This window comes from Novosphingobium sp. (genome assembly GCF_040398825.1).
Lineage (GTDB): Bacteria > Pseudomonadota > Alphaproteobacteria > Sphingomonadales > Sphingomonadaceae > Novosphingobium.
On the sequence record NZ_JBBATI010000028.1, the window covers coordinates 13921 to 26193 of the forward strand.

At 64.1% G+C, this 12273-nt stretch carries 10 protein-coding genes; 4 read left to right on the forward strand and 6 right to left on the reverse strand.

The genetic code is table 11. The annotated features are described in order from the left end of the window. Window positions 1-2: 2 nt before the first annotated feature. Window positions 3-671, reverse strand: coding sequence for an HNH endonuclease (locus ABWP89_RS13570; RefSeq protein ID WP_353229921.1), 669 nt, complete (start codon window positions 669-671; stop codon window positions 3-5). A gap of 286 nt (window positions 672-957) precedes the next feature. Here ABWP89_RS13570 and ABWP89_RS13575 point away from each other — a divergent pair, with 286 nt between their 5' ends. After that, entirely contained in the window at window positions 958-2103 is a 1146-nt protein-coding gene (locus tag ABWP89_RS13575; protein WP_353229923.1) for an alpha/beta fold hydrolase, read from the forward strand. Here the strand turns inward: ABWP89_RS13575 and ABWP89_RS13580 are convergent. The 3 genes from ABWP89_RS13580 to ABWP89_RS13590 form a co-directional block, all read right to left on the reverse strand. Beyond that, on the reverse strand, window positions 2072-2740 hold the full coding sequence (locus tag ABWP89_RS13580; protein WP_353229925.1) for a DUF2306 domain-containing protein: 669 nt from the start codon (window positions 2738-2740) through the stop codon (window positions 2072-2074). The two genes, ABWP89_RS13575 and ABWP89_RS13580, sit on opposite strands and share 32 nt — an antisense overlap. Window positions 2741-2843: 103 nt before the next feature. Then, a complete protein-coding gene (locus tag ABWP89_RS13585) occupies window positions 2844-3710 on the reverse strand; it encodes a hypothetical protein (RefSeq protein WP_353229926.1) in 867 nt (288 codons plus the stop codon). A gap of 113 nt (window positions 3711-3823) precedes the next feature. Beyond that, a complete protein-coding gene (locus ABWP89_RS13590; RefSeq protein ID WP_353229928.1) occupies window positions 3824-4264 on the reverse strand; it encodes a hypothetical protein in 441 nt (146 codons plus the stop codon). A gap of 373 nt (window positions 4265-4637) precedes the next feature. On the opposite strand from ABWP89_RS13590, the gene ABWP89_RS13595 reads away from it, so the two are divergent. After that, on the forward strand, window positions 4638-5465 hold the full coding sequence (locus tag ABWP89_RS13595) for a class I SAM-dependent methyltransferase (protein ID WP_353229929.1): 828 nt from the start codon (window positions 4638-4640) through the stop codon (window positions 5463-5465). 15 nt (window positions 5466-5480) lie between these two features. Here ABWP89_RS13595 and ABWP89_RS13600 read toward each other — a convergent pair whose 3' ends face one another. Next, complete coding sequence (locus tag ABWP89_RS13600) at window positions 5481-6905, reverse strand: M20/M25/M40 family metallo-hydrolase (RefSeq protein ID WP_502915294.1); 1425 nt, start codon at window positions 6903-6905, stop codon at window positions 5481-5483. 31 nt (window positions 6906-6936) lie between these two features. Further along, window positions 6937-8367: a M20/M25/M40 family metallo-hydrolase gene (locus ABWP89_RS13605; protein WP_502915295.1), complete on the reverse strand. Its 1431-nt coding sequence runs from the start codon at window positions 8365-8367 to the stop codon at window positions 6937-6939. Window positions 8368-8506: 139 nt separating this feature from the next. Between ABWP89_RS13605 and gyrB the strand changes: the two genes are divergently transcribed. Both gyrB and ABWP89_RS13615 read left to right on the forward strand, forming a co-directional pair. Next, entirely contained in the window at window positions 8507-11038 is a 2532-nt protein-coding gene (gyrB, locus tag ABWP89_RS13610) for a DNA topoisomerase (ATP-hydrolyzing) subunit B (protein WP_353229934.1), read from the forward strand. Window positions 11039-11105: 67 nt separating this feature from the next. After that, on the forward strand, window positions 11106-12203 hold the full coding sequence (locus tag ABWP89_RS13615) for a choice-of-anchor A family protein (RefSeq protein ID WP_353229935.1): 1098 nt from the start codon (window positions 11106-11108) through the stop codon (window positions 12201-12203). Window positions 12204-12273: the final 70 nt, after the last annotated feature.

A 12273-nucleotide genomic window follows, 5' to 3' on the forward strand; every position in this document is an offset into this window, starting at 1 on the left:
CGCTACCCCTCCAGCTCCACATCCCAGTACAGCCAGTCGCGCCAGCTGTCGTGGAGGTAGTTGGGCGGAAATGCGCGGCCCTTGTCCTGCAATTGCCAGGTGGTGGGCCGGATCGGCTCCTCGATCAGCCGCATATGGGCTTGTTCGGGGGTGCGGCCGCCCTTTTTCATGTTGCATGGTGCACAGGCGGCGGCGACATTTTCCCAGGTGGTGCGCCCGCCCAGCCGGCGCGGCACCACGTGATCAAACGTCAGATGGTCGTGCCCGCCGCAATACTGGCACATGAACCGGTCGCGCAGGAACAGGTTGAACCGCGTGAACGCGGGAAATTCCGATGGCCGCACATATTGCCGCAGCGCGATCACCGACGGGATCTTCATGTCGAACGACACGCTGTGCACTTCGCGTTCATAGGTGGCGATGATGTCCACCCGTTCCAGAAACACCGCCTTGATCGCGGTCTGCCACGGCCACAGGCTGAGCGGGTAATAGCTGAGCGGGGTGTAATCAGCGTTCAGCACCAGCGCCGGGCAATTTGACAAGTGGCGGCTGCTGCCATGGTTGGCAAAGCCGGCATCGGCCACGTAACGCGCAATATTGAACTGTGCGGCGCCATCGCCGCTGTGGGGCCTGGCCGAAGCCGCCCTATCCATCAACGCCTTATGAAGCATGCTCCGGACCGGCTATGCAATGCGACAGCCCCGTTGCTCCCGCTGGGGGAGCCATGGGATACCCGCATGACCACTTGATGACGCATGGCGATAAGCAACACGGGTGCCGCGCCCGCGTCAAGTGCTGATCGCCCGACATGGCCGATCGGGCAGGATTTTTGCACAGCTGAAAACTGCCTCCCCCTTCGCGCTTGCCCCCACGCGCGCTTGCCCCCGCCCGGTGCCTGCGCCAGATTGCCACAGGCCGCCGGGGTTTTTGCAGGGCGGCGCCTGCTGGAGTGTCGCCATGTTGCCAAAACACCTCGCCGCGCTGATCGCGCTGATCCTGTCCGCCCCGGTTGCGGGACCGGCGCAGGCTGCCAATGCCGATCCTGCGCCTGCCCCTGCTTCTGCCGCCAGCCCGGCCGCAGTCGTGCCGCAGGGTGAAGAACACCGGCTGGTGCTGCACGATTTTGCCACCGAATCCGGCACGGTGCTGCCCGCGGTCACGCTGGTCTATGGCACGTATGGCCGGTTGAATGCGGCAAAGGACAACGTGATCCTGGTGCCATCGCATTACATGGCCGACTGGCACGGCTATGAATGGCTGATCGGCAAGACGTTGGCGCTCGATCCCGATCGCTATTTTATCGTCGCGACCGAAATGTTCGGCAATGGCCGCACATCATCGCCCAGCAACACGCCCGAACCGTTCCACGGCCCGCGCTTTCCGGTCACCACCATCCGCGACAATGTCGAAGTGGTGAGGGCCATGCTGGCGCATGATTATGGCGTGACGCATGTGCGCGCGGTGATCGGCTTTTCAATGGGCGCGCAGCAGGCGTTGCAATGGGCGGTCAGCCATCCGCAATTTGCCGACCGCATCGTCGCCACCGCCGGCACTGCCAAGACCTATGGCCACGGCATCGTCCGGCTGGAAAGCCAGATCGCCGCGATCGCCGCCGATCCAACCTTTGCCGGTGGCGATTACCAGGCCCAGCCGGCCAAGGGGATCGAGGCGTTCAATCTGGTATGGACCGCCTGGCTCTATTCGCAGGAATGGTGGCGGCGCGAACTGTGGCGTGAAGGTGCCCCCGCCGACATCACGCTGGACAAAGTCATCGCCGGGTACCGCACCAGCTTTATCCCCGGTGCCGATGCCAACGACCTGATCCTGCAGATGCGCGCCTGGCAACGCCACGATGTCGGCATGACCCCCGGGTTCCATGGCGACGCGCCAAAGGCGCTGCGGTCGATCACCGCGCCGGTGCTGTATATGCCAAGCGCCACCGACCTCTATTTCCCGGTTGGCGATGCGCAGTTTGAGGCGGCGTTCATCCCCCGTGTCACCCTGAAACCCATCCCCAGCCTGTGGGGCCACCCCGCCGGCGCCGGGGCAACGCCGGCCGATGCCAAATTCCTTAACGATGCGATTGGCGATTTTCTGAAATGATCCGGCGCAGCTGAAACACTACGTCGAGCGCCAGCAGCGGCAGCGCCCAGCTGGCCCATGCGGTCATCGTGCCAATCTGGTCGGCCACCGGATCGGCGGGCACCGGGATCAGCCAGTGCAATGGCTGATCCACCACCCGCAACAGGGCAAACGCAAACGTGACGGTATAGCTGCGCAGCATCCAGTAGCGATGCGCCGCGACCATCCGCGCGCGGATCGTCACCACCGCCATCACGGTCGTTACCGCCCAGGCCATGGCCAGAAAAAACAGCCCGCTGGCATAGGCGAAATGCCCCGGAATGGTCAGCGCGAGGTAAACCGCGCCCCCGCACCCCGTACCCACCGCCACAACATAGACCCGGCCCAGCAGCCGGTGCGCAACCCCGGACCGCCCGGTCAACCCCAGCCAGACCTGCGCCAGCCCGACGCTCGACGCGACCATGCCCGGCACGATATGGACCAGCAGCCCGATCCGCCGCCCCCAGTAATAGGGGGTGAACGACGCCACCGACCAATCGGTCAGGTAATGCAGCGCGCCGCCGGCGAACCACGCCAGCACCGCACCAGGCACCACCAGCATCAGCCCCACCACCCAGCCATAGCGGATGGGCGGTGCCCCTTGCGAATGTGACGCCATCACCCTGCCCCCGTTGCGCAACCAGCCGCGAACGTCACCGACATCACCGGGCTTGTCAACGCGGCGGGTGGCACACGCTCAGCCCCTGCCAAGCGGGAAAGGGTCAGAACTGAAAGCCGACGCCGCCGGTATAGGTGCGAAAGCCGCGCGCCTGAATGGTGCTGAAAATCACGCGCACCACGTCACGAAATTGCCTGGGCGTGTCTTCACGCCCGCGCAGCCCGAACGATACCGTCGCTTCGTGAAAGTTGTTGTTGTAAAGTTTGGCGCCGGAATACGTCGTAAAGGCATAGCTGGCGCGCACAGAGGTGGCCCGCGCAGCGACCCGCATTTTCAAGGGCAGTTCATAGGCCAGGCCATTGCGGAACACCCAATTGTTGATGTGGGGGTTCAGGTCGATATCCCCCGGCGTCTTCAGCGTGGTCGAATATCCGACCATGTTGCCGATTGTCAGCGCACCGCGCCCCAACCCGCCGATCACATAGCGGCTGGTAACCGCCCCTTGCGCGATATGTCCGACCGAGCCCTGATCGCCCGAATAGGTCAGTCCATAGGAAATGCGCGGTTCGATCGACCAGTTGCGCTTGATCGGATATTCCAGCGCAAGCCCGATCTGGCCGGTATAGGCGCTGGCCCCCTTGATCCGGGTGTAGTTGAACGGCAGGTCAAGCCGCAACCGCGCGCGGCTTCCGGCGAAAACCCGCCAGCCCTTGGTAACCCGCCCGTCAATTCGCATCAGGTGGAAACGGTCTGCCGTGCCGCCCGAATACGATGCCCCGATCGCCCACGGATCCCCGGCCGAATTGGCGCCGGTATTGGCACCTGCGCGGGCGGTCATTTCCACCAGCGAATCCCCCTGGGTGAGATCGAGCGCAGACCGCACCAGCGTGCTTTGCAGCGAATAGGGGTTGCCGGCCAGTGGATCGACCGGTGAAGAACTGGCCCAGCCGCGGGCAAGGCACTGAAACATGCGGCGGGCGACGGGCGTGTTGCCGTCACTGGTATCGGTATCGAACTGGGCAAAGCTCTGCGTGCGGTTGGTGCCGTTGTAGGTAAAACTGCAAGCCTGGCCCGATGCATCGGTCAGCGTGGCAACTGCAATGTGCCGCCTGGGTCCAGCGCCGGCGCACTGCGCAGATCGATGAACCGCACCGTCAGAACCGGGCTCAACAGATTATAGCCGGCCAGCACAGGCACACCGCGCACATCGAACACGCCGTTGACCTGCCCCTGCTGCGCGTAAATCGTGCTGACGATCGGAGGAGCGCCTGGCAGGTTCACATAAGCAGCGATCTCGGCCGGATCGACATACCGCGTAATATCGCTGATAGTGGATTGTTGAAACGAAGCTGACAGCGTGGGCAGATTAAGCAACGCATCGGACAGCTGAATACCGATGCGGTAATTGGCATCGAGGCCCTGGTAATTTCCGTAATTCGGCAGCGCCGTCTGCGCGCTGGCGTATCCGGACATTCCATACACAACAAGCAACGCGCAAAGCGCGTTTTGTACGATTTTTTTCATGGTTGCCCCCCGGCGATTCGAATCAGTTATTGGGGCTATACGCACGTTGCAAGACTTCAAAAATGCCTTTATTCGTATTACATTTTAAAGACTCGCGGTTTTGGATCACCCAGAATACCGACCATGCGTGATGATGAACGCAATAACGGCTATATATCAGCCTGTTGGCATTATCGGCGCTTGGTGATTTCGCCATGACTGGTGCCACTGCGCTTTTGTTTGGATCGCGCGCGCGGTGCTGGCAACTTCGTGTTCGGTCCAGGCCGTGGTTGTGTGGTATACCCGGCAATCAGACCCGGAAGGATTGTCGAAAAATCGCCCAACCGACTGTTCGCGCGTGGTTTGAAAAGCATCGGGCGAAATGGGGGATGTCATGAATCCGAACAAGGCTCTGTGGGAAAAAGGCGATTTCACCAAAATTGCCGCAACCATGCGAAACAGCGGGCGCGCGCTGATCGACAGTCTGGGCGTTGGGCCCGGTATGGCGGTGCTCGATCTGGGCTGCGGTGACGGCACCACCGCTGTGCCCGCCGCCGAATTGGGCGCGGATGTGCTGGGCATCGACATCGCCAGCAATCTGGTCGCCGCCGGCAATGCCCGGGCTGCCGAGGCAGGGCTTGGCAATTTGCGCTTTCAGGAAGGCGATGCATCGGACCTTGCCGGCATCGATGATGATCGGTTTGATGTGGTTGTCAGCATGTTCGGGGCGATGTTCGCGCCGCGCCCGGCCGACGTTGCGCGCGAAATGGTGCGCGTAACCAAACCCGGTGGCCGGATCGTCATGGGAAACTGGATTCCCGGTGACCCCACGCTGGTCGCACAGATCCTGAAGATCAGCGCCGCCTATACGCCGCCGCCGCCCGAAGGTTTCATCAGCCCGGTTTCATGGGGCATCGCCGCCAATGTGGTCGAGCGGTTCGGCGCGGCAGGGATCGCACCCGGCGACATTGTCTGCGAACCGGCGACTTATGTGTTCCGCTATCCCGGTCCGCCGGCCGGCCTGCTCGGCGCGTTCCGGTGCTATTACGGCCCGACCATGAACGCGTTTGCCGCCGCCCAAGGCAACGGCAAGGCCGATGACCTGCACAACGAGCTTGCGGCGCTGTTTGCCGTCCAAAACACCGGCAGCGGCGATGACACCGTCATACCCGCAACCTTTCTGAAAGTAACCGTCCGCAAACCTGCCGCCGAAATCCCCTGACGCGCAAGCCAGCCATTACTTCGCATAGGCCAGCACCAGATCGTACAGAAACGCCCGGCCGCGCAGCAGGGACGCGACCTCCAGGTGTTCGTTCAGCCCGTGGATGCCGTTTAGATCGGGGTTGGCCCAGATGCCCGGCGCGCCATAAGTCGGGATGCCGACCGCCTCCAGATAGATGCCGTCGGTGGCGCCGGTGGACATGGTGGGCACCAGCGGCACCCCGGGAAAGTGTTTGGCCACCAGCGTTTCGATCGGGCCGATCACTTTCGGGTTCAGCGGCGGGGCCTTGGCCAGGACGTGGTCGGGGTCCATGGTGGTGACGGTCACGCCGGCATCGGCAAACACGCCTTCCAGTACCTTGCGCACTTCATCAAAGCTGTGGCCGGGAAAGATGCGGCAATTGACGATCGCGCCGGCGCGTTGCGGCAGCGCGTTGGTGGCATGGCCGCCGTCGAGCATCGTCGCCACGCACGTGGTGCGCAAGGTCGAATGAAAACTGCTGTCATGGTCGAGCGCGGCGACGGCGGCCTTGAACGCTGCGCTGTCGGGCGCGGCCGTGGCGACGGTCTGCATCGCCGCACCCACCGGGCCGCCAAACACCGCGCCGCCGCGCGCGAAAAAGGCGCGGGTGGTGTCGTTCAGTTCGGCGGGGAATTCATGGGCGCGCAGGCGGATCAGCGCGTCCGACAGTTGATAGATCGCGTTGTCCTTCACCGGGATCGAACTGTGCCCGCCGGGGTTGCGCGTTTCCACGCGGTAATCCTGGCTGGCCTTTTCGCCCACTTGCACGGTCTGCGCGACCAGGCGCCCGCCTTCGACCAGGCCTTTGCCATCGGTGCGCCCGCCGCCGCCTTCGTTGATGGCGAATTCGGCGTCGATCAGATCGCGTTTGTTGCGCGCCAGCCATTGCGCGCCGTTAAACGCGCCGGTGGTTTCCTCACCACAGGTCAGCGCCAGTTTGACCGTGCGCTTCAGCTTGATGTGGCCCGCCTTCAGCCGCGCCAGCGTGTCCACCCACACCGATGCCATCGCCTTGTCATCAAACGTGCCGCGCGCCCAAAAATAACCGCCCTGCTCGATCAGCGTAAACGGATCGCGGGTCCAGTCGGCGCGTTTGGCCTCCACCACGTCGATGTGCGCCAGCAGCAGGATCGGTTTCAGCGTAGCCGATGTACCGGGCAGCACCGCCACCAGCCCGCCATCTTTCGGGTGTTCCGGGGTAGCGTAATAGGTGATCTGATCGGCGGTAAAGCCCGCCGCCGCCAGATGCGCACCCATGCGCTGCGCCGCCAGCGTGCAACTGCCTGACGACGCGGTGGTGTTGGTTTCCACCAGCTCTTTGTAGGTGGTGCGGAATGCCGTTTCGGTCGGGTCATCGGCGGCCAGCGCCGGTGCGGCAGCGGCCGCCAGCATCGCCCCCGCCAGAATGCGTGCGATCATATCCATCACCCCTGTGTTACCGCGCCGCACGTCAAAACGCATAGGCGCGGATCAGATCATTGAGAAAGCGCCGCCCGGTCAACAGCGATTGCACTTCGATGCGTTCGTCCAGCCCGTGTGCGCCATTGCCGTCGGGATCGCCCCACAGCCCGGGCACGCCATACGTCGGGATGCCGGCGGCGGTCAGGAACGTCGCATCGGTATAGCCATTGGCCATGGCCGGCGCCAGCACCACGCCCGGCCAGTATTTCGCCACCAGCCGCCGCGCCGGATCGATCACCGAGGGGTCAAGCGGCGGTGGCGGCGGTGCCGGGCGCAGGGGCGGCAGCGCGGTCACCGCCACGTCGGGGTCGCCGATCACGCGTTCCAGCTCGTGGCCGATGTCTGCCACGCTGTGGCCGGGAAAAATCCGGCAATTGACGTTGGCGCGCGCGCGTTGCGGCAGCGCGTTGGGCGCATGGCCGGCATCGAGCATGGTCGCCACGCAGGTCGTGCGCAGATTGGCGTGCAGGAACGTGTCGGTATCGACCGTCCACAGCGCGGCCTTGTCATTTGGATCGGCCGCCAGTGCCAGCATCGCCGCGCCCATGGCATCGCCGCGCGCTGTGCCCACGGCCTGAAAATAGGCGCGGGTGGTGTCGTTGAATTCCACCGGAAAGCTGGTGGCCTCGATCCGGTCGAGCGCGTGCGCCAGCTGATAGATGGCGTTGTCGGGGCGCGGGGCGGCGCTGTGACCGCCCTTGTTGCGGGTTTCGATGCGGAAATTGGCAAAGGCCTTTTCACCGACCTGGATGGACTGGGCCACGACTTTGCCGCCGCTGGCCACCGGTTTGCCATTGGTGCGCCCGCCGCCGCCCTCGTTCAGCGCAAAGCCGGCATCGATCAGGTCGCGGGCATTGGCGGCCAGCCATTGCGCGCCGTTGAATGCACCGTTGGTTTCCTCACCACAGGTCAGCGCCAGTTTGACCGTGCGCGCAGGGCGCGCATGGTCGCGCGCCAGATGCGCCAGGGCATCGACAAAGATCGCCGCTTGCGCCTTGTCGTCCGCGGCGCCGCGTGCGCGGAAATAACCGCCTTCTTCGACCAGCGTGAACGGATCGCGCGGCCAGTCTTCGGCCTTTGCCTCCACCACGTCGATATGCGCGATCAGCAGCAGCGGTTTCAGCGCCGGGTTGCGCCCGGGCCACACCGCGACCAGCCCGCCCTCTTTGGGATGGTCGGGCGCGGCATAGGCCACCAGCTGGTCGGCGGCAAAACCGGCGCCGCGCAACACATCAGCCATGCGCGCGGCCGCCAGCGTGCAATCGCCATGCGCCAGCGTGGTATCGGTTTCCACCAGCGTGCGATACGTGGCGCGAAAAGCGGCCTCATCGGGGTCGGCGCGCGGCGCCGGCGTTGCGGCGAGCGCGGGCCACGCCATCAGCATGGTGGCCATCATCAGGGTGCGAACAGGGCCGGGCATGGCCATGGTTGTGCCAGCTTTTGCCCCTTGCGCAAGGCCGCAGCGGCGGTGCGCCCGGTAAATGACGAATGTGCTGCCGAACTGTGCAAAACACGGCGGATTCGCTTGGGTTTCCGGTTACAGGTGCTATGGCGAAGCCATGGCCAGCACCAATGAAAACATTCCCAACACCAATTCCTATGGCGCCGATTCGATCAAGGTTCTCAAAGGCCTTGATGCCGTGCGCAAACGCCCCGGCATGTACATCGGCGATACCGATGATGGATCGGGCCTGCACCACATGGTGTTCGAAGTGTCCGACAACGCGATTGACGAGGCTTTGGCCGGGCATTGCGATCTGGTCCTGATCGAACTGAACCCCGATGGTTCGGTTTCGGTCGAGGACAACGGGCGCGGCATCCCCACCGGCATCCACACCGAAGAGGGCATTTCCGCCGCCGAAGTGATCATGACCCAGCTGCACGCTGGCGGAAAGTTTGAAAACACCAACGACGACAACGCCTACAAAGTGTCGGGCGGCCTGCACGGGGTGGGCGTGTCAGTGGTCAACGCGCTGTCCGAATGGCTGGAGCTGACGATCTGGCGCGATGGCAAAGAACACTGGATGCGCTTTGCCCACGGCGATGCGGTGGCCCCGCTGATCGAACGCGGCCCCGCGCCGATGGTCGATGGCAAGCCCAAGAAGGGCACTCGCGTGACCTTTTCGGCCAGCCACGACACTTTTAAAAACGTGACCGAGTTTGATTTTGACAAGCTTGAACACCGCTACCGCGAACTGGCGTTTCTGAATTCGGGGGTGCGCATCCTGCTGCGCGACCGCCGCCATGCCGATGTGAAGGAACATGACCTTTATTACGACGGCGGCATCGGCGCCTTTGTCAAATATCTCGACCGCAACAAACAGCCGCTGGTGCCCGATCCGATCGCGATTTCGGCCAACCGCGATGGCGTCGGCATCGATGTTTCGTTGCAGTGGAACGACAGCTATTATGAAAACGTGCTGTGTTTCACCAACAACATTCCGCAGCGCGATGGCGGCACGCACCTCGCGGCGTTTCGCGCCGCGCTGACCCGCACCATCAATGGCTATGCCGACCGGTCAGGGCTACTGAAAAAGGAAAAGGTCACGCTGTCGGGCGACGACATGCGCGAAGGGCTGACCGCGATCGTCTCGGTCAAGCTGCCCGACCCCAAATTTTCCAGCCAGACCAAGGACAAACTGGTCAGTTCCGAAGTGCGCCAGCCGCTGGAAAGCCTGATGGCGGACAAGATGAACGAATGGCTGGAGGAAAACCCCGCGCATGCCAAGGCGGTGATCCACAAGGTCATCGATGCCGCCGCCGCGCGTGAAGCCGCGCGCAAGGCGCGTGAACTGACCCGGCGCAAGGGCGCGATGGACATCGCCAGCCTGCCCGGCAAACTGGCCGATTGCCAGGAGCGCGATCCGTCGAAATGCGAACTGTTCCTGGTCGAAGGCGATTCCGCCGGCGGTTCGGCCAAGCAGGGCCGCGACCGCACGATCCAGGCGATCCTGCCGCTGAAGGGCAAGATCCTGAATGTCGAACGCGCGCGGTTTGACCGGATCATCTCGTCCAAAGAGGTCGGCACGCTGATCCAGGCGATGGGCACCGGCATCCGCGACGATTTCAACCTGGACAAGCTGCGCTATCACAAGATCGTGATCATGACCGACGCCGATGTCGACGGCGCGCATATCCGCACATTGCTGCTGACCTTTTTCCATCGCCAGATGCCCGAAATCATCAAGCACGGGCATTTGTTCATCGCCCAGCCGCCGCTGTACAAAGTCGCCAAGGGCCGCAGCGAAGTCTATCTGAAGGACAATGCCGCGCTCGATCGCTATCTGGTCGATGCCGGGCTGGCGGGGCGCGTGCTGGAAACCCGCGGCGGTGCGCGCGGCGGCGCCGACCTGGTCACGTTGATGGACCACGCGCTGAAAATGCGCGACCTGATGGCCTTCGTCCCGCGCCGCTATGACCCCACGATTGTCGAAGCGCTGGCGCTGACCGGGGCGTTCGATCCTGCGCTTGCCACCGATCCTGTCGCGCGCGCCGCCGCGCTCGCGCGCACCGCCGCCTGGCTCGATCTGGGGGACCGCGAAGCGCGCTGGTCCGCGCAAGAGGCGGCCGAGGGCGGCTATCTGGTGCAACGCCAATGGCGCGGCGTGACCGACCACCATGTGATCGAACCGGGCTTCCTGGTCAGCCAGGAGGCGCGCCGGATGCACCGGCTGGCCAGCGAACAGGCAGAGGTTTACGAAGGCACCGCGCGGCTCGTGCGGATGTCGGGCGCTGCCGCCGATGCGCCCGATCCGGTCGCCGCTGCCGATGGCGACGAAGAAACCGTCGCACCGGTTCGCCCTGCCGCCGCCTCTGACCTGATCTGCCGCCCGTCGCAATTGCTCGACGCGGTGTTTGCCGCCGGGCGCAAGGGCCTGGCCGTGCAGCGCTACAAGGGCCTGGGCGAAATGAACGCCGACCAGTTGTGGGAAACCACGCTCGACCCCAATCATCGCCTGTTGCTGCAGGTGAAGATCGAGGACGCCGATGTAACCGACGAAATCCTCACCCGGCTGATGGGCGACGTGGTCGAACCGCGCCGCGAATTCATCCAGGAAAACGCGCTCAACGTCGCCAACCTCGACGTCTGACGGTTCGCGCTTGCCTTGGCAGGCCGGATGCGTAAATGCGCCCCCGTCTGCAAACGGGGAAATGACGATGGCGCGCGCGCGCACTGCAATGATGATGCTGGCGGCCGGGCCAATGGCGCTGATCCTGACTACGGCCACGCCGGCCGGGGCAGCGACCGATCCCCTGGGCCTTGACGCGCTCAATGCCTACAATCTCGTCGTGCTGGGCGATCTCAATTCGTCGTCCGAAGTCGAAGGCCGCACATTCGTGGGCGGCAATCTCGTCGGCAATTCATCAAATTACCAGATTTCCGCTGCCGTCCCCGCATCAACCTATACCGTGCCGGGGCTGACCGTGGTCGGCAACGTGACCGGCGGCACCAAGAACCTCAACAACGGGTCGGGCGCGGTGATCGGCGGCAACGTGTCCAGCGGGTTCAACCTCAATGGCCCCGTCCAGACCGTGCAAGTCGGCGGGTCGATCAGCAACACCAATGTCAACCAGAACACCGTGGTCTCCGGCCTTAACGCCAGCAACCCCGCCTTTTCCCAGAACCTCACCCAATACGGCAGCGCGCTGGGCACCAGCATGATCGGGCTGTCCTACCAGCTGGGCCAGCTGCCCCCCACCGCCAGCGTCGCCATGAACGGCAGCACCGGCGTGTTTACCGTGCCTTCCACCCCTGGCAGTCCGACTGTGTTCACCCTGACCGCCAGCCAGCTGGCCGGGATGAGCGCGATCCAGTTCAACACCAATGGCGCCAACCTGGTCGTCGTCAACGTCACCGGCGCCTCGGTCGCGCTCAGCCAGAATTTCCTCGGCGGCACCAACAACCTTGGCCAAAGCGTGATCTGGAATTTCCCCGACGCCACCGCGCTGTCACTCACCACCGCTTGGGGCGGATCGGTGCTGGCCCCCCGCGCCACCGCCACCACCGCCAACTATATCCAGGGTTCCGCCGTGTTCGGCAGCCTGACCCAGAATGGCGAAATGCACATCGGCACGCTTGGCACCGGCTATGTCCTGCCCGCGTCGCCGATCGGCACCAGCACCACGTCGTCCACCTCATCAGGCAGCGGCGCCGAAGTGCCCGAACCGGGGATGGGGGCGCTGTTTGCGGTGGGACTTGCCGTGCTGGTGTGGTGGCGGCGCCGACGTTCCGGGGTTGCGCTGGCGAGCTTGTAGGGCGCTTTCAGGGAGTGAAGGCCAATCATGCCTTCGGCGGGCGTTTAAGGGGGTGCCTCCGGCGGGCAAG

Coding starts and splice junctions, on each gene's coding strand:
- ABWP89_RS13595 (WP_353229929.1), top strand. CDS start 4,638: ATGAATCCGAACAAGGCTCTGTGGGAAAAAGGCGATTTCACCAAAATT.
- ABWP89_RS13590 (WP_353229928.1), bottom strand. CDS start 4,264: ATGAAAAAAATCGTACAAAACGCGCTTTGCGCGTTGCTTGTTGTGTAT.
- ABWP89_RS13585 (WP_353229926.1), bottom strand. CDS start 3,710: ATGTTTCAGTGCCTTGCCCGCGGCTGGGCCAGTTCTTCACCGGTCGAT.
- ABWP89_RS13575 (WP_353229923.1), top strand. CDS start 958: ATGTTGCCAAAACACCTCGCCGCGCTGATCGCGCTGATCCTGTCCGCC.
- ABWP89_RS13600 (WP_502915294.1), bottom strand. CDS start 6,905: ATGATCGCACGCATTCTGGCGGGGGCGATGCTGGCGGCCGCTGCCGCA.
- gyrB (WP_353229934.1), top strand. CDS start 8,507: ATGGCCAGCACCAATGAAAACATTCCCAACACCAATTCCTATGGCGCC.
- ABWP89_RS13580 (WP_353229925.1), bottom strand. CDS start 2,740: ATGGCGTCACATTCGCAAGGGGCACCGCCCATCCGCTATGGCTGGGTG.
- ABWP89_RS13570 (WP_353229921.1), bottom strand. CDS start 671: ATGCTTCATAAGGCGTTGATGGATAGGGCGGCTTCGGCCAGGCCCCAC.
- ABWP89_RS13605 (WP_502915295.1), bottom strand. CDS start 8,367: ATGCCCGGCCCTGTTCGCACCCTGATGATGGCCACCATGCTGATGGCG.
- ABWP89_RS13615 (WP_353229935.1), top strand. CDS start 11,106: ATGGCGCGCGCGCGCACTGCAATGATGATGCTGGCGGCCGGGCCAATG.